This is a genomic window from Endozoicomonas sp., from assembly GCF_031844845.1.
GTDB lineage: Bacteria > Pseudomonadota > Gammaproteobacteria > Pseudomonadales > Endozoicomonadaceae > Endozoicomonas.
On the sequence record NZ_JAVRMB020000345.1, the window covers coordinates 1 to 18358 of the forward strand.

Annotated in this window: 14 protein-coding genes; 4 read left to right on the plus strand and 10 right to left on the minus strand. The window is 47.9% G+C overall.

Annotation, left to right across the window (positions count from 1 at the left end; genetic code table 11):
- Positions 1–608 precede the first annotated feature (608 nt).
- Both RM811_RS19040 and RM811_RS19045 read right to left on the minus strand, forming a co-directional pair.
- On the minus strand, positions 609–1124 hold the full coding sequence (locus RM811_RS19040; protein ID WP_402527403.1) for a GNAT family N-acetyltransferase: 516 nt from the start codon (positions 1122–1124) through the stop codon (positions 609–611).
- Positions 1108–1401, minus strand: a complete 294-nt coding sequence (locus RM811_RS19045; RefSeq protein ID WP_402527405.1) for a DUF1778 domain-containing protein — start codon at positions 1399–1401, stop codon at positions 1108–1110. The genes RM811_RS19040 and RM811_RS19045 overlap by 17 nt, the downstream gene beginning before the upstream one ends.
- A 249-nt stretch (positions 1402–1650) precedes the next feature.
- On the opposite strand from RM811_RS19045, the gene RM811_RS19050 reads away from it, so the two are divergent.
- Both RM811_RS19050 and RM811_RS19055 read left to right on the plus strand, forming a co-directional pair.
- Positions 1651–1920 carry a CopG family ribbon-helix-helix protein gene (locus RM811_RS19050; protein WP_402527406.1) on the plus strand — a complete coding sequence of 90 codons (270 nt, stop codon included), beginning with the start codon at positions 1651–1653 and terminating at the stop codon, positions 1918–1920.
- The gene (locus tag RM811_RS19055) at positions 1920–2195 is read left to right on the plus strand and encodes a type II toxin-antitoxin system RelE/ParE family toxin (RefSeq protein WP_402527407.1); all 276 of its coding nucleotides are present in this window, start codon (positions 1920–1922) and stop codon (positions 2193–2195) included. Before RM811_RS19050 ends, RM811_RS19055 begins: the two co-directional genes overlap by 1 nt.
- Positions 2196–2446: 251 nt before the next feature.
- On the opposite strand, the gene xylB is transcribed toward RM811_RS19055, so the two are convergent.
- The 3 genes from xylB to RM811_RS19070 form a co-directional block, all read right to left on the minus strand.
- Positions 2447–3898 (minus strand): xylulokinase, encoded by a 1452-nt coding sequence (gene xylB / locus RM811_RS19060; RefSeq protein WP_402527408.1) that lies wholly within the window; start codon positions 3896–3898, stop codon positions 2447–2449.
- Positions 3899–3990: 92 nt separating this feature from the next.
- A complete protein-coding gene (locus tag RM811_RS19065) occupies positions 3991–6480 on the minus strand; it encodes a glycoside hydrolase family 3 C-terminal domain-containing protein (RefSeq protein ID WP_402527409.1) in 2490 nt (829 codons plus the stop codon).
- Positions 6481–6617: 137 nt separating this feature from the next.
- Positions 6618–8831, minus strand: a complete 2214-nt coding sequence (locus RM811_RS19070; RefSeq protein ID WP_402527411.1) for a beta-glucosidase — start codon at positions 8829–8831, stop codon at positions 6618–6620.
- A 105-nt stretch (positions 8832–8936) separates the two neighbouring features.
- Between RM811_RS19070 and RM811_RS19075 the strand changes: the two genes are divergently transcribed.
- Positions 8937–10052 (plus strand): helix-turn-helix domain-containing protein, encoded by a 1116-nt coding sequence (locus tag RM811_RS19075; protein WP_402527412.1) that lies wholly within the window; start codon positions 8937–8939, stop codon positions 10050–10052.
- 41 nt (positions 10053–10093) lie between these two features.
- On the opposite strand, the gene RM811_RS19080 is transcribed toward RM811_RS19075, so the two are convergent.
- Positions 10094–10234, minus strand: a complete 141-nt coding sequence (locus RM811_RS19080; RefSeq protein WP_402527413.1) for a hypothetical protein — start codon at positions 10232–10234, stop codon at positions 10094–10096.
- A 334-nt stretch (positions 10235–10568) separates the two neighbouring features.
- On the opposite strand from RM811_RS19080, the gene xylA reads away from it, so the two are divergent.
- The gene (xylA, locus tag RM811_RS19085; RefSeq protein ID WP_402527414.1) at positions 10569–11891 is read left to right on the plus strand and encodes a xylose isomerase; all 1323 of its coding nucleotides are present in this window, start codon (positions 10569–10571) and stop codon (positions 11889–11891) included.
- Positions 11892–12048: 157 nt separating this feature from the next.
- On the opposite strand, the gene RM811_RS19090 is transcribed toward xylA, so the two are convergent.
- The 4 genes from RM811_RS19090 to RM811_RS19105 all read right to left on the minus strand — a co-directional run bounded on the left by RM811_RS19090 (position 12049) and on the right by RM811_RS19105 (position 17947).
- Positions 12049–13170, minus strand: coding sequence for a helix-turn-helix domain-containing protein (locus tag RM811_RS19090; protein WP_402527415.1), 1122 nt, complete (start codon positions 13168–13170; stop codon positions 12049–12051).
- A 79-nt stretch (positions 13171–13249) separates the two neighbouring features.
- Positions 13250–15346, minus strand: coding sequence for a glycoside hydrolase family 2 protein (locus tag RM811_RS19095; protein ID WP_402527416.1), 2097 nt, complete (start codon positions 15344–15346; stop codon positions 13250–13252).
- Between the two features lie 220 nt (positions 15347–15566).
- Positions 15567–16043, minus strand: coding sequence for a YtfJ family protein (locus RM811_RS19100; protein WP_402527417.1), 477 nt, complete (start codon positions 16041–16043; stop codon positions 15567–15569).
- A gap of 767 nt (positions 16044–16810) precedes the next feature.
- A complete protein-coding gene (locus tag RM811_RS19105; RefSeq protein ID WP_402527418.1) occupies positions 16811–17947 on the minus strand; it encodes a helix-turn-helix domain-containing protein in 1137 nt (378 codons plus the stop codon).
- Positions 17948–18358: the final 411 nt, after the last annotated feature.

Here is an 18358-nt window from a genome sequence, read left to right on the forward strand (position 1 = left end):
GGGACCGTGTATCTTTCGTCGGCAGCGTCAGATGTGTATAAGAGACAGGAAAAGAGGCAAGACTGATGACAAATACGTTCATGGCAGTTCCCACACAATAGCTTCTTTCGTTTCGTGTCATGGGTTGGGCTTGTTATGTGAAAAATCAGGGAGATGGAGCAGTTCTTTTGTAGGTCAATCAGGATTGATACTTTAGTTGACAAGTGTAGTTTATTTTAAAAGAAAGTTTCCTTTGACTCTCAGCCAACATGAAATGTGCCCAAGTAATTGTCCTGAAATAAATCCCCCATTTCCAGTAGATCCAGGCGTTTGGGAAATAGCATCATCGCACACCGCGCCGGTTGGGTTTTCCCGCTGTCATTCCGTACAGGGATTGTACGGAATCCACCTGGCAGGGATAGCCAGTTCTCAGAGCATTCACATCCCTGTGAAATGGATCCTGTACAATCCCTGTACAGGATGACAGTGGAGTTGGTCGGTAAATTTATAATGGATGCTTTCCTAAATGTGGAAGTTCTTTAAGGACAATTCCTTAGGGCAAGTATAAATACCCTCTACTTCTGTGCTGCATAACAGATGAGTCCATTTGTTATTTTCCAAAAGGTCGCTCACATTATATGACTGGCAATCTCTATGCAGGTTTCTATGGGCAGCCACATCTCCAGTCGTGAATGATTGTCTGGATCGGCAGGCAAAAAGCCATACTGCTGATAAAATGGAACGACTTCCGGCATCATGGGGTCAACAAACAGTCCGATGGCTGAAATCTGTTGTGCGACCACTACCGTTCGATAAACAGCATCAACCAATAACCGCTCACCCAGCTTTTGTCCCTGGTGTGAACCATCCACAGCAAGTCGAGCCAGTTTTACCGCACTCAGAGGATGAGGATATTTCTGGTACTCTCTATGGGCTGGGGGGATTGTGACTGAATAGCCAGTGAGTGTGTAATATCCGATGATGGTGGCAGGAGCAGAGTGCTGGCAGACCACGTAAGTTTTGGCGATGTGTTTTGCGGTTTTCTGTCGGGCCTGTTGCTGTAAGAACTGATTTAGTTCACGGATTCCGCAATCAAAAGATTTACGGTCATGCCTCCGAGCTATTTCTTCAATGATTACGGACATTCACCGTATCCCTATAATGCTTCACGGCTTTAAGTAACTTGGCGCTTGCTTTTGGAGGGTTTTCCAGGGCCGCAAAAAGAGCATCTGCACCTTTCATTGAAAGATGGAGTGATTCGGTTCGGGCAATCACGTCATGGGCTTTCTCCATCGCTGCGTCAATCAGAAACTGTGAAAGCGTAGCACCGGAATAATCGGCGGCCCGCTGTATAATCTCTTGAATATCTGTGGAGGTTCGTGCAACCAATCGAGTTTCTTTACGTTCTGTATTAGTAGCCATAAATTCACCTGTAATTTCGAATTATTTAATGCGCATATGTGCCATTATGGCATACAAACCAAAAGCCGTCCATTATGTATGCCGTAGTGGCACACTTAAAGCCTTGCAATCAAACCATTTCTACGACACCAACAACCGCTTTGGAATTGTTGTTTCTCCCTGCGGGAAGCAAATGCCAGCCTACATTGACTTATTCAAAGTTAATCACTATTTTTCATAGTTAATAACATTGAATTTGAAGGAGCGATTATGGCAAATCCTGACACCAGAGTGCTCACCGCACATGTCCCAAAATCCCTGGCGGAAAAAGTAGAACAGCTCGCCCAGCGACTTGAGCGTTCACGCGGCTGGATTATCAAACAGGCATTATCAGCCTGGATTGACCAGGAAGAAGAGCGGGATCGTCTCACCCGGGAAGCATTGGCTGATGTTGATGCAAATGCGGTTATTGATCATCAGGCCGTCCAGGAGTGGGCTGAAAGTCTTGGCACAGAGAAGCCCTTACCGGTGCCACGCTGATGGACATCAAATGGACCAGCAAAGCCCTTTCTGACTTGTCACGCTTATATGGCTTCTTGGCTCTGGTTAATAAACCTGCTGCGGCCAAAACAGTCCAATCTTTGACAACCTGCCCGGCCAGCCTGCGTTCAAACCCAAGAATCGGAGAGCGGCTGGAGGCTTTTGAGCCAAGGGAAGTCAGAAAGATACTGATAGGACAATATGAAATGCGTTATGAGATACAGAACTCAATAATTTATATATTGAGGCTCTGGCATACACGGGAGAATCGATAGGAGATAGGAGATAGGAGATAGGAGTGACACTACCAACAACGTACTACGACATCATGAAAAGAAAGCACCCTTACGTGACTGAATTAGCAGAATTGGATGCACAAGATTTGAGCTCGTCCCCAGGCCCCTGCGTGAGAATGCATACCGAACCCTGATCTTTTTCACCTGCCAGAATAGATATTCATTCCCATGCAGAGCATGGGAACCAGTCGATTTCAGAAAAATGCGTAACATGAGTCAGGCAATAATAATCAGAAACTGTTTTTCAAATCACGATACAACTGCTGGAACTGCCCGCGTTTATCTTCATAACGGGCATGCTCTTTCATATCCGGTTCATGTGCCTGAACCAGACCCGGTACCGGACAGATGTCGCTGATATCCGCTTCAGGATTCATGGCCAGATTGGCCAGACGGGCAGCACCCAGTGCAGGACCCACATCACTTCCGGCACGATAGACCAGTTTACGACCGAATATATTGGACAGCATCTGACGCCAGTATTCGCTTCTGGCACCACCACCAATCAGGGTTATTTCTTCCGGAACCGGTGACGTTGAATGCAGCGCATCCAGACCATCGGCAAAAGCAAAACCCACACCTTCCATTACCGCCAGAGCCAGCTCGGCAGGACCGGTACTGTGGGTCATGCCAAACAATACCCCTTTAGCTGTCGGGTCATTGTGAGGTGTGCGTTCGCCGGACAGGTAAGGCAGGAAAGAAACAGTGCTGTTACGGTCAGCCTTTTCTTCCACCATTTTCACCATGGCTGGCACACTCTCCTGGCCAGTCAATTTGGCTACCCAGTCAAGGCAGGAAGCAGCGCTGAGAACTACGGACATCATGTGCCAGGTATTTGGCAGGGCGTGACAGAAACTGTGAACGGCCGATTCAGGGTTACTCAGGAAACCATCACTTACGGCAAAATACACACCGGAAGTACCCAGAGATAACATCGCCTGACCAGGTTTCACAATACCGACACCTACGGCACCTGCCGCATTATCACCACCACCGGCAATAACCGGAACTTCGCTCATACCCCATTGTCCGGCCAGTTCAGAAGACAATGTCCCTGTTATCTGATTCCCTTCAAACAGCTGTGGCATATGATCACGGCTCAGACCGCAGGCGTCCAGCAGTGAATCATTCCAGTCGCGCTTGTCCACATCCAGCCACAGTGTGCCAGCGGCGTCAGACATGTCGGCAGCAAAGTCACTGGTCAGTTTAAAACGCAGGTAATCCTTGGGCAGCAGAATCTTGTTTACTTTGGCAAAGGTCTCCGGCTCGTGTTTCTTCAGCCAGAGCGCTTTAGGTGCTGTGAAACCAGGCATCATGATATTGCCGGTAATGGTTCTGGAAGTGGGTACCCTCTCTTCCAGTTCGGCACATTCCAGTGCACTGCGGCCATCGTTCCAGAGAATGGCCGGGCGGAGCACCTCACCAAACTCGTCAATAAAGGTGGCACCGTGCATCTGGCCAGTCAAACCAATGGCTCTAACATTTGCCAGAGATTGTTGCTGTTTCAGGCCTGTAATTGCCTCACAAGTAGAGTCCCACCAGTCTTGAGGATTTTGCTCGGACCACAATGGTTGAGGGCGGGAAACAGGCAAAGATACCGTATGTGTGCTCAACAACAGACCGCTTTCATCCAGTAGTACTGCTTTGACCCCGGAGGTGCCCAGGTCAATTCCCAAATACATAGTCTATAACTCCTGATTATGGAGTTGTCCGGGAAAATAGCCCGGGCAACTGATTTTTTCGGGAGGGATGATCCACTCCCGTTTGTTAGCTTTTATTTGTTTCTGTTGATGATCAGTTTGACGGCGTTGATAAACTGCTTGTTAAGGATCGCAATGAGAATATGAAGAAACCGGTAGTTCATCTTACCGTTACTCATCATCACCAGACCGCGCAGAGGCAAGCCTTCCAGAATCTTTCTGATTAATTTTTGAGTTGTTTCATCAATGTCTGCTGTATCATCGGCCGTTTTTTTCATAATGCTTTGGTAGAGTTTTTTACCCACGAATGTTGAGCTAATTTCGCTCAGTGTACTGTTGGCATGGAAAGGTCGTACAGCGTCTGGTTTTGGTGCTTTATGGCCGAGCATGGCTTCAAAATCCTGATCAGTGACGTTCAGTTTCTGATTATTGGCCATTGATTGGAATATTTGGTTTATCTGCTTGTTAGCCATTGAAGGCCTGTCAGTAGATTGAACATGAACAACAGCAGACAGGCGAATATCCTGACTGGATGCAGCGACCTGTACTTCAAAGTCACCGGCTTCAACAACCCAGTCCTTACGACCAGTGTCGTAGTAGGCGAATGAGCGACGATCAACCATTATTTCCACTTCCCGGGATTCGCCTGGCTCCAGCCACACTTTGCTGAACCCGGCCAGTTCGTGCACCGGTTTATGATGCGTGGAATCAATGTCGTGCAGGTAAACCTGAGCAATTTCATAACCGGCAACCTGACCTTTGTTGGTGATGGTCAGGGTCAGGGTCAGATCCTGGTCGGGCGCAAGGCTGTTGCCTGTTTTCAGGTCGGAATAGTCAAACCGGGTATAACTCAAACCGTGACCAAACGGGAACAAAACAGGCTTACCGACGGTATCAAAGTAGCGATAGCCAACATACAGACCTTCGCGGTACTCAACCTGCCGGGGGGAACCCGGATACCAACGATCAGATGCCATATCGGCCATAGCCAGCGGGAATGTTTCGGCCAACTTGCCACCGGGATTGGACTTACCCAGAATCAGGTCCGCAACAGCCAGACCACCAGCCTGCCCCGCCAGCCAGGTTTCCAGAACCGCTTTAGGCTGGTCAATCCATGGCATTTGCACGGCTGCACCGTTGGATAGAATAACGACAGTGTTTGGGTTCGCCTTGCAGATTGCACGGATCAACCTGTTATGCTGCTCAGGCATGTCCAGATGGTCACGATCAAAACCTTCTGCTTCAAAACTGTCGGGCAGTCCGGCAAAAACCACAGCAATATCCACGGTTTTTGCCAGAACAACGGCTTCATCAATCAGGCTCTGATCCAGTGTGTTGTTCCCTTTATCACCTTTTACCCGGTAGCCGGCCGCGTAAGGTAGCGATTTGTTGTTCGTTATTTCAGACAGAGCATCGTAAGCGCAATCCAGTTTCACCGGATTCACCATGGAGCTGCCTGCACCCTGATAGCGGGGTGTTTTTGCAAATTCACCGATGACGGCAAAATGTGCAGAGGTTTGCAGGGGTAATATCTGTTCGTTGTTTTTCAGCAGCACTGCGGATTCTGCCGCTGCTTTGCGAGCCAGTTGGTGATGGGCAGCTTCGTCAATGTTTTCAGCTTTAATAACAGTCTTTGCTTTCAGCATTAATTTAATAACGCGTCGCGCCACTTTATCCAGTTGGGCTTCGTTCAATTCGCCATGGTTGACGGCTTTAACAATTTGCTGATCAGTTTCGCCGGTGCTGCCTGGCATTTCCAGATCAAGACCGGCAGCAATACCTTTAACCCGGTCGTTCATTGCACCCCAGTCAGTAACCACCAAACCTTCGAAGCCCCATTCGTCACGAAGAATATCAGTCAGCAGTTCTTTGTGTTCACTGCAGAAAGTGCCATTCACACGGTTATAGGCGGACATAATGGTCCAGGGCTGGGCTTTTTTGACGGCAATTTCAAAGCCTTTCAAATAGATTTCACGCAGGGTGCGTTCGTCCACCACTGCGTTGGTCACCATGCGGTTAAATTCCTGATTGTTCACCGCAAAGTGCTTCAAACTGGTTCCGACATTTTTTGACTGCACGCCGTTGATCATGGCTGCAGCCAGTTCACCGGTGAGTAGCGGGTCCTCGGAGAAGTATTCAAAGTTACGACCACAGGAAGAGTGACGCTTGATATTAATGCCCGGGCCTAATAGAACAGAGACGTTTTCATCGGCTGATTTTTCAGCCAGCGCTTCACCCAGGTTATACAACAGCGTTGGGTCCCAGGAACAAGCCAGAGCTGAAGCTGTGGGGAAGCAGGTAGCAGGAACGCTGGTCCCCGCACCGAGGTGGTCGCCTTTAGCGCCCTGTTTACGTAGACCATGAGGGCCATCAGCCACAGCGATAGATGGGAGTTGCAGGCGTTCCAGAGATTTCAGCAGCCAGAAGTCCTTGCCTGAGCACAAAGAGGCTTTTTCTTCCAGCGTCAGCTGCTGCAGGATTTGCTGCGCCTGCGCGGAAATAGAGTGAATGGTGCCAGCTTTTGTAAAAGCAGCGTTTTTAGAAATAGTTTCCCGGGCGGACATGCTCTTTCTCCTGAATAAGAGCCAATGCAGCACCGATAAGCAGCATTACATGACTGTCAATAAAATAAGGTAACGGCCAGACCGAGCTTGTTTAATCTGACCATCTATTAACTAAAGCCTTTTACAGCAGTTGCTGATCAAGCCGCTTCTGTCCCTTTGGCCGCCGTTTTGGCTGGAGCAGATACTTCGCTGTAATCAACGTCCAGCTGAGTTAATGCAGATTCACAGGAGCTGTTGCCTACAAATACCTGATAAGCGGTTTTCTCGAAAATAAATTTCTGTCGTTCGCCAGAGAAGTATTTGATCTCTTCCAGAGGTACGTCAATGACAACAGGGATGGTCTTACCTGATTTCACCGCCACCTTGTCAAAACCTTTCAACAACTTCTTCTGACGCTCGACCACTGAGTCCTTGCACCCTACATACACTTGAACCACTTCTTCACCATCTACCTTGCCGGTATTGGTTACCTCCACCGAGATGCGAAAAAAGTCTTTGTGCTTTTCAATCCTGTGATTGCTGAGCTTAAAGGAGGTGTAGCTAAGGCCGTGTCCGAAAGCATACATAGGCTCGATATTATTTTTATCGAGCAGGGTGTAACCGTGGTACAGATCGTATTCAATTTCTCGTTCGGTACGGCTGAAATACGGCAGGTGCCGTTCATCATGAGGAACAATGAAGGGCAACTTGCCGCTTGGGTTGACATCACCAAACAGAATGCGGGCAATGGCATGCCCACCTTCCATACCGGAATACCAGTTATGAACAATGGCTGGCACCAGATGATCCCACTCTTTGGTCATGATCATGCTGCCGCCGATCAGGTTGACAACGGTGTTTGGGTTAATACCGGACAGCGCTTTGATCATGGCAATATGATTTGCCCAGAGTCCGAGATTAGCACGGTCACCCCCTACGCCCTGCCCCTGTTCATCGGAGGCTGCCATGTCATTTGCACCTTTCCTGATCCCTCTCCTCAGGAATTTACTGCGCCATTTCATACCACGGTTTTGATAGCTGTCAGCAATGATTTCCATAGAAACACCTTCATCAGGAATCAGGTATTCGCCTTCATCGGCTTTGTTGTTACCAACAAAAATAAGAACAGCATCGGCATCTTTGGCGTGGGTTTTGGCTTTTTCAGTTTCGGTGTCACCGCAGTAAACGATTTCGCAGCTCTCACCAAAATACTGCTGCAGGCCCTGCAACTGAGTGATAGCGTGAATAGGCTTGATCTTACTGCTGCCGTCGTCGCCAACATTTTCTACCGCTGCCAGGCTGCCGACCACCAATAGTTTTTTCACCGTTTTTACCAGCGGTAAAATATTACCGTCGTTTTTCATCAGTACCACGGATTTTTCAGCGACTTCACGAGCCAGAGCAATATGATCCGGATGAGATACAAGGTGAGGTCCGTAATGTTGTTTCTCCCTGCGGGAAGTAAATGCCAGAACGGTCTCCAGCACTCTTAGAGCAGCGGTGTTAATGGTGGACTCTTTTACCTTGCCTTCTTCAACCAGTTTTACCAGTTTGTCGTGGTAGTGAACCGGTGCAGGCATCTCTACGTCCATACCGGAATCAATGGCTTTTTTGCCATCACGAATACCAAACATGAAGTCGGAGCTGGTGAAGCCTTCAAAGCCCCACATATCCCGCAGGATTTCGGTTTGCAGCTTGTGGCTTTCACAACATTGATCGCCATTGTATTTGTTGTAAGCTCCCATCAATGAAGCGGCACCCGCATCGACTGATTTTTTGAAGTGTGGCAAATACACTTCGTGCATGGTTCTGTCGTCTGCCTTGACGTTCAGCTTGAAGCGGGTGTTCTCAATATTGTTGACGGCATAGTGTTTGAGGCAGGCCATCATATTATGATCCTGAACACTCTCGGTCAGGGCCAGACCCATTTCACCCACATGGTATGGGTCTTCACCGTAAGTTTCCTGGGCACGCCCCCAGGCAGGGTGACGCAGTAGATTGATGCAGATACCGGCAAAATAGTTGGCACCCTGGGCACGTCCTTCCTTGCCAATAACATCACCAATACGGCTTTCCAAATCACGGTCGAAACTGGCACCACGGGCCATGGAAACCGGGAAACAGGTGGATTGACCCATTACGATGCCGCGCGGGCCGTCAGCAAAGCCGATAGCAGGAATGCCCAAACGTTCACAACCGGTGGTTTCTATGGGTGTGGGGTTGTAAGGGTTTTTATATTTTATGGAATTTTGGAGTACATTCCAGTTACCATTGAGCAGATAAACTTTTTCTTTTAGTGTCATCTGGTCCAGAGCCTGACTGGCTTTGTTTTTGATGGTTTTTTTATGGATACCCAGCTTTTCGTAAAACATGACAATCTCTTGTTTTCAATGATTACTTATACTTTAACGGAGCCGGTTGGTGACAGATATGCACATTCTGATTCGCTTTATGCCCATTATTAAACACTGATAAATATGACAGAACAGACAGTTAATCAGCAGACAGTTGATCCGCGTATTGTTGCCGCTGCCAGAAGTATTCACAGGTATATATATGGTCATACCGGGGCTGAATTGGCAGCAGCCAGTATCAGCGAGTTAACCGATAAAAAAGCAGTGCCTTATATTGTCTCTTTTTTGCGCGAGCTTCGTAAGCAGCCGGGTTTTTCTGAATTGCTGGAACGATGGAGCAGATCGACATCGGCCTGTCAGGTTCTGGCAGAACAAGACGCACAAAAGTTTCTGCGGGATGTGTCGGGCATTATGGAGAATGACCGGGAAATTTTTTCTCACCTTAATGTGGCTTGTCATGAACAGCGTGAAGCCGGTAGCTGGTCTGATAATCATACCTGCCGACCGCAACTTAAATCAGGTTGGACACTCCATTTTACCCGCTCAGGTTCGGGTCATTACAACTGCATAAGAAATAGATTGAATACGGGGCCTGGCGATATTTTGTTGTTCAGCCCCACGGCATACCTTGATTGTCGCAGGGCTGAACAAAGCGATCATTGGGACTATAGCTGGGTACAGTTTCAGGCAGACAACAGGGTATCTGACCTTCTGTCCTGGCCGGAAGTGGCGTCCGGTATTTTCCATATAAAGATAGAAGATGAGCATGAGCGACGTCGTATAACAACGATTGTGAACGAGCTTGTTGCACTGGAGTGGTCTGATGATCTGGATGAAGTTCGAATCAGGGCAGCTACTGTCGAACATCTGTTGCTGCGCTGCTCGCAACAGATTGGGCCGGAGAATAAAAGAGAGTTTGATCCCAGGCTGCAAACTGCCCTTGATTTTATTGAAAACAACCTGTTTTCTGATCTTACCATTGTCAGCATCGCCGGGGCAGCCGGTGTTTCCGTACCATGGATTACTCAGTTATTTAAAAAATATTGTGGTGTTACAGCCATGCAATGGCGGGAGGAAAAACGCATTGCCCTGGCCTGTAACTACTTACTGCACAGCCAGAAAAGAGTCAGCCAGATTACCCATGAGCTGGGTTATGTGAATCAGATGTATTTTGCCCGCTGTTTTAAGAAGCATACGGGAATGTCGCCCTCTGAATACCGGAAAACACATTTGCATTAATAGATATTCATTCCCACGCAGAGCATGGGAACCCGTCGTTTTTATGTTTGATGATATTCCGGAGCATATTCCAGTTGCCGTTCAGCAGATAGACTTTTTCTTTCAAAGTCATTTGGACCAGCGCCTTCTCTGCTTTTTTCGGTAATCGCCTTCTTGTCGATACCCAGCTTTTCGTAAATCATAAAACCCCCGAATATTCCGCAACACTTTTAAACGTCCTGCCGGACTGTCCGATCTAAACAACATCCCTCATACCGGCTTACTATATTCAGCTTTTGTGATTCCGGATATGCACTTTCTAACGGGTTTTATGCCACTTTTTGACAGGATTCATCCTGAGGATTTTTCATTGAAATAAGGCACTGTTCAAAAGGACATAAACTCCATCATTTTTTATCTATCCGTTTTCGGTGAAGCTTTTATAGTGTCATCAACTTTAACGATCACTAAAAATGTATCCGCTGTCGTTTTTATTGACGTTTTTTATAGACAACCTGTTGAATCCAGGAGTGAACCATGCTCGACTATTTTCCCGACGTTAGCAGTATTCAATTTGAAGGCCCGGAATCCAGAAACCCCATGGCCTTTAAGGCTTACAATCCAGACAAGGTAATTCTGGGTAAAACCATGGCCGAACACCTGCGCTTTGCCGCTTGCTACTGGCACAACTTCTGCTGGACCGGCTCTGACGTATTCGGTGCAGGCACAATGGTTCGTCCATGGCACCAGCCGGGCAACGAACTGGAAATGGCGATGATGAAAGCCGAGGTTGCTTTTGAATTTTTCTCCAAGCTCAACATTCCTTTTTACTGCTTCCATGACATAGACGTAACCCCTGAAGGCAAGTCTCTGACAGAATACACCAACAACTTTGCAACCATGATTGACGTGCTGGAACGCAAGCAGGAAGAGACCGGCGTCAAATTGTTGTGGGGCACTGCCAACACATTCTCCAACCCGCGTTACATGTCCGGTGCGGCAACCAACCCGAACCCTGAAGTATTCGCTTATGCTGCTACTCAGGTATTCAATGCCATGAACGCAACCAAGCGCCTGGGCGGAGCCAACTATGTGCTGTGGGGAGGCCGTGAAGGTTACGAAACACTGCTGAATACTGATCTGCGTCGTGAACGCCAACAACGGGGTCGCTTCATGCAGATGGTTGTTGAACATAAGCACAAGATCGGTTTTGACGGCGCTATCCTCATAGAACCAAAACCACAGGAGCCGACCGGGCATCAGTATGACTACGACACTGCCACTGTCTTCGGATTCCTGAAAGAGTTCGGTCTGGAACAAGAAATCAAGGTCAACATTGAAGCTAACCATGCGACACTGGCTGGTCATAGCTTCCACCACGAAGTCGCTACCGCTGCTTCCCTGGGTATATTCGGTTCTATCGATGCCAACCGTGGCGACGCTCAGCTGGGCTGGGACACGGACCAGTTTCCGAACTCCGTGGAAGAAAATACTCTGGTGATGTATGAAATCCTGAAGGCTGGTGGTTTCACCACGGGTGGTTTCAATTTCGACGCCCGTCTGCGCCGTCAGTCTTCCGATCCGGTTGATCTGTTCCATGGTCACATCGGTGGCATGGACACTATGGCCCGCTCTCTGGAATGTGCTGCCAGGATGATCGAAAATGACTTCATCGCCGAGGGTAAAGCTGCCCGTTACGCTTGCTGGGACGCAGAGCTGGGTCAAAAAATTCTGACAGGTGAACTGAATCTGGCGGAGCTGGCTAACACAGCGGTTGCTGGTGAGTTTAATCCACCGTTAATTTCCGGTGGTCAGGAATTCCTGGAAAATGAAGTGAATAACGTCATCTTTAATCGTTAATTAGTTCATTGAATAACTACGTACTTTCCTGCAACCACTCGTTCCCATGCTCTGCGTGGGAATGAATATCTATCATGGCGGAAAAGGTTTGGTTTCGGTATGCGTTCCCACGGAGGACCGTGGGAACGAGTTCCTACCCGTAGTAGCCGCCCTATATTTAGCCTGCCAGATACTTCTTTCGATAATCCGACGGTGACATTTTCATATGTCGTCTGAAACAGCGGGCGAAGTACATCTGATTGACATAACCCACATCTTCCGCAATTTGCACTATCCGTTTATGACTGTGTATTAAGTGATTACAAGCCAGAGTCATGCGCTTTTCTTCCCGCCACTGCATAACACTGACACCACACTGTTTCTTGAACAACTGGGTCAAACCGGAAACTGACAGGCAGGCAGCATCGGCCACTTTATTAATGTTAATGGCAGTAAAAAGATTATCTTCAATGAAATTTATCGCCGTCTGAATCCTTGGGTCCTTGCGATGATAACCTCGGGACTCGACCAGTTGATTACAACGCACCATCAGGTGTTCGACGATTGTGGCCCGAATCCGCACTTCATTCAGTTCGTTGGACCAACCCAACCGGGCGAGGCGATCCACCACTTTGACAACATTTTCTTCCCTCTGTTCCTGCTTTGCCTTGATGTAATAAATACCGGAAGCCACCTCTGGCCAGTCCAATAAATCAATAATTCGATTGTCCACCTGAAACAGAACCCAGCTGTAGAACCATTCCTCTGAAGAGTCGGATCGTTTGCACTCAAGATAGGCTGATGGACTGAACAGCAGGATATCACCAGGCTGGGTATCTAAACTGACTCTTACACAGTTGTAGTGACCAGAGCCTTTACGGGTTATGTGTAATGTCCAGCCTGATTTTGTCTGGGGGCGGCAAGTATGAAAATCGTTCCAGGACCCTTTATAACGATGCTCGTGAGCTGCAACATTCTTGTGGGTAAAAATAAGTTTGTCGTCTTCAAGGATACTAAACACTTGCCGTAAAAACTCGGTTGCATCTTTATCTTTGAGATCATAACTGCCAGTCATCGGATCATGCCAGCCTTCCATAATGGCAGAAAACCGGGGCTGCTTTTGAAGTTCAGACAAAAACACATCAACATCAATCCCCCATTCTTTTTCGTCTGCATTAGAGGAAACAGAGTCGTCCTCCTGAAAAAGATAGCCAAGACTCTTTTTCACCAGTGTCATATCAGCCTGACCATTGAAATACCGATAGATATTTCTGGCCGCTTCGACCAATTGTGTTTCCATTGGCAGAATCCCTGTTTTTTCGTACTGCAAAAAAAAGCCTGCGCAAGATTATTGCACAGGCCATAATCAGAAAAAACAATCAGCCATTCCGCTTGTCAAAGGCTGCATACAACTCATTGTGCAAAGCGGTCAGATCCTGAGGCGCAATCTTGGACACTTCACGGTCATAGGTCACCATACCGTTGATCTCAATTTCAACATCGGTTAGCTGAGTATATACGGCACCGGCCAAACCATGGCTAATGGCCACCTTGATCTCCTGCTGCATTAAATCAGAGTAGGCTTTCTGGTAATCAGCCTGGTTCTGCGTCTTACCGTAGCCAAAGGTCTTGTCAGACCACATATGACCTTCTACCGCCCAGGTTTTACCACCATATTCACCCAGCACGCTGGCACGGAAACGGCGGGGGTCTTCTACTTTCTCAATCTTCTGCATATAAATATGCATATCATAGATATCACCGCCACCCTGATCGTAAAAACCGGACGCAGGATTGACCAGGCGGGTTGGGTCCAGCACCTTGCATAATTCAGTCATGCGGTTGGTATCAAACTGACCCCAGTATTCATTAAATGGAATCCATACCACCACCGAAGGAAATGCCTGCAGGCTGTTAACCAGCTCGGTAAATTCTGCCCGAAACTGAGTTTTGTTTTCTTCAGTTCGTCCCCAGCCAGCGTAATCATTATCCAGAATAGCCTGATGCTTCACCCCCAGAGGCGCAACATGTTGCAGATAGTCGACCCAGCCATCCCGGGGCGGAACAGTAAAACCACCACTGATCATATCCTGCCAGACCATGATTCCCAGCTTATCGGCATGGTAATACCAGCGGGCAGGCTCCACTTTAATGTGTTTGCGAAGCATGTTGAATCCGTAGGATTTGGCCAGCTCTATGTCGTATTTAAGCGCTTCATCCGTCGCTGCGGTATAAATACCATCAGGCCAGTACCCCTGATCCAGCGGGCCATTATGAAAGACCGGCTTACCATTCAGTGTTAACAGCGTCGAGTCTCCCTGTCGTACAGTGCCAACCTCTCTTAAAGCAAAATAACTGTCCGTTTCATCAACCACCTTGTCGCCATCAAGCAAACGCACACTGATGTCATAAAGATTGGGCGTCTCCGGGGTCCAGAGCCTGATCTCATCCGGTTTTACCAGTACCGGCTGACCCACCCCGGCGGTGAATTTTTGCCGTTCGCCAGCCAGTGTGACTTCAACCGTAAGGCCGTCACAATCGCCAATGGTTTGCACATCCAGCAGTGCTGTGCCTTTGGCAATATTCGCGGTGGTGACAATACGATCAATATGTCGCTCAGCAACCGGTTCCATCCACACCGTTTGCCAAATACCGGAAGAAGCCGTGTAACTGATGAACTGGGGAACCAGAGCCTGTTTCCCCCGCTGCTGGCTGGATCCGTCGCTGTTGGTAGGATCCCAGACAATCACCGTTAACTGGTTTTCTTTATTGCGGTTAACCGCATCGGTTATATCAAAGGAGAAAGGAGTATAACCACCTTGATGCACGCCCTGCTCAACACCATTCACCAAAACCGTAGTTTGCCAGTCCACAGCGCCAAAATGGAGCACAATGCGTTCTTCTCCATCCCAGTCAGAAGGCACTGAGAATGTCCGTTGATACCACAGGTTTTCTCCGGCAAAAAGAGGACGCTGGACACCGGACAGGGCCGATTCAATCGCATAAGGAACCAGAATCTTACCCGGAAACTCTGTTACGCTGACGGTTGCTTCAGGCACCACATTAAACGACCACAGGCCATTAAGGTTGACCCATCGATCCCGGGTCAGTTGTGGACGAGGATATTCAGGCAGGGGAGCCCGGGGATTAATATCTTTGCTCCAGCGGGTCTTGAGTTGACATTCAGGCAGCTGCCAACCCTCAGCGTTTTGTTTTGCAAACCACTCAGGCCAGTCGCCGGATTGGTGGTTTTCGGAAAACACCTTACCCTTCTCACCTTTGGGAATTCTCTTCACCAGAAAGTGAACAAAAGAGCCAACCTGCCTGGGTTTATAACGAACCATCAGGGACCAGCCAAGCACCAGAAACGCGACTATCCCCAGTAGCCACAGGGGAAATTGCCAACCAAAAAGCCCTCCTCCCCCAAGCAAGACTACGCCAGCCACAACGGCGCTGATGATCATTTTTTTACTCATAGTCATTCCTGCTGAGCATGCCAGTATAAAAAATCAGAATTAATTAGATCACAGGAAGGGGGTATGTCATCTATACACTTATCTTGCTTTTTTATGTCTGATTCTACGAATTCAGCAGGTTCGAATTCCGTGATCCAATAAAAAAGCCCGACTAATAATAATCGGGCTTTTTTCTGGCAATACCTATTTCTGATTGCTTACTATTTAATTTCAACTGTGCTTACAGCACGCTTTGAATGGCTTCCATCACTGAGGCCACTTCAACCTCACCACATTCGCCTTCAAAGGAATAAACCACTTCACCGTCAGAATTAATGACCGCCACCAGGGCACTGAGATCGTCCATACCCAGGGCTTCTTTTGCGACTGCTTTAACATCGTGGATGTAAGTATTCTCCGGATTTTTCTTGAAACTCTTTTTAAATTCACCTCTGATGAACATGGCAGCACCCATAGGGGATTCTTTGCTATTCACCAGCTGAACCTGTTTGATGGCTGGAGCCTCTTCTTTCAATTTATTATGAACCGGTTGCACTTTTGCAGCAGCCACAGGACTGCCTGCGATAGCAAAAAATACTCGTGCTTCCCCAACCAACGCTTCGGAAGACCAGGGGGCAAATTTTCCTTTCCCGATAATCCTGCCATCCTTTTCAACGGTAAAAGAGGGCAGTTTTTGACCAGCAATAATGTTCGACAATTTTTCGTCCTTTAACAAATAGTGGGTTTATTCCAGACAACCCTGTTCTTTTGGCAAAAACCTATTCCAGCATCAAGACCTGATAAAAATTATTATGGATAGAGCGGGTATTTATAGGAATGCAGCATTCAACAAATGCGCTTCTGAAAAGGCTCTAAGGTAAAAACAGGTCTTTGCTCTATTGCCTGATTAAAAATATATCGCAAATGAAATTGCAAAGTCGACAAGCTGAGAACATTTGAATAGTAAAATGTATAAATTTGATAACATAAGACAAATAGTGTGTACAAGTTCGAAGCATTACCTATTGATGCGTAAGCTCTGGCAGCATGGGGTGTCATTAAAAGTGTTCCCTGGTCGCTGTCATCCTGTACAGGGATTGTACAGGATCCATCCACAGGGAGGTGACTGCCGATGGTTGGCTATCCCTGCCGCATGGATTGTGTACAGTCCATGTACACAATGACAGAGAGCGTAACCTGACTCGACGGTTGGCTATCCCTGCCAGATGGATTGTGTACAGTCTCGGTAATTGCTCCTGCATTACTCTACCTCCTCGACTTTGGCCTCCTGCGTCGTTCTACCTCCCACATCCTTGTGGTCGTGCATCCATGCAGTCGCCTGTACACAATGACAGCGGAGAACGCAGCCGGAATTGTTTACAGTACTACTCCCAAAGTTCCCAGGTGACTCAATCTACTGGCAAATGGGTAATTTATTTTGGGACAATTCCTAAGGCTTACTGTCTACTCTGGGACCATGGACGGTTAGTTCACCAGCCCTGACTGAGTGTTTAACTTGCGATACTGCGATGGTGACATTTTCATATTTTTGCGGAAACAACGTGAAAAATACATCTGATTAATATAGCCCAGCTCTTCAGAAACCTGGCTAACTCGTTTAGCACTGTGTATCAGTTTGTGACAGGCTGCTGCCATCCGCAGTTCCTCTCTCCACTGCATGATGCTGACGCCACAATGTTGCTTGAATAACAAAGCAAGAGCAGAACCTGACAAACAGGCCGCTTCGGCAATTTTCTCCACAGAAAGATCACTAAAAAGATGGTCTTCAATAAATTTGATAGACATCTGAACCCGAGGATCGATTCTTTTATAACCACCGGATTCTATAATCTGGTTACAACGCAACATCAGATGCTCAACACAGGTGGAACGAATCTTGACTTCAGACAGCTCTGCGGACCAGCCCTGCCGGGCCAGAAAATCAATGGTCGACGCCACCCTGGTGAACTCGGGTGGGTTAACCGCCTTTATATGATGAATCCCTGAGGCAATTTCCGGCCAGTCCAACATGTCATTAATACGACCATCCCCCTGAAACATCACCCACTTGTACACCCACCGGTGACAAGACTCAGCTCGCCTGGAGTCAAGGTAGGCTGAAGGACTGAAAAGAAGAATATCTCCGGGTTCCGTTTCAATGGTTGTTCTGACACAGTTGTAATAGCCGGAACCCTCAACAGTCACATGCATCGTCCAGCCCGCTTTGATCTGTGGTCGCATGAGATGATAATCGGACCAGGTATTGACCTGACAAAACGTATCAGCAGCAACATTAAGGTATCGAAAAAAATTCTCATCCGATTCCACCGAGCTGAATATCTGTTGCAAAAAAAGATGAGCCTCGTCATCGGACAAATCTTCAGCACTGGCCATCACCAACTGCCAGTCCTCCAGTATGGGAGCCAATGACAGCGATGACATCAGATTTTCCAGGTCGTCCCCCAGGGGAGTATCCATAACCTCCTGCTCATCAACCTGCTTCGTTTCTGTGTAACCCGGAATAAAGAGGTAGCCAAAACTCTGCCTTACTTCGTTGATGCCAAGCTCACCGATACAGTATCGGTATATATTTCTGGCTGCTTTCGCGAGCTGTGTCTCCATAATTTCTCATCCTATAGCACTGGCTATAAGGCCGTGGAACTTCGGAAAACCCGTTATTACTTCCTTCCTGAGGCTGCGGATTTTAACCCCGGTAGTAGCAGGAAATAAAGCCAGATCAATCGCCATAAAAGCACTGAGCCCGGAACCAGGAATGCTGGCAAGTCATCTGAGATAAAGCCGAGATCCTGACTGGGAACAACTTCACCCGATACATCCGGATATCAAAGGCTAATCCCGCCTGCGCATTGTTCAGCCCTTCCATAACCCATAAACAGAACGAACTCTCGACCTTACTCGACTAACGCCTGAATCATGTTCGATTGCAATCGTGTACCAGTACCCCACCCTATGGAAACCGATATTCTGACCCTGGTTTTTTCATTTTCCAGGAACATTACCTGCTCAGTGAGC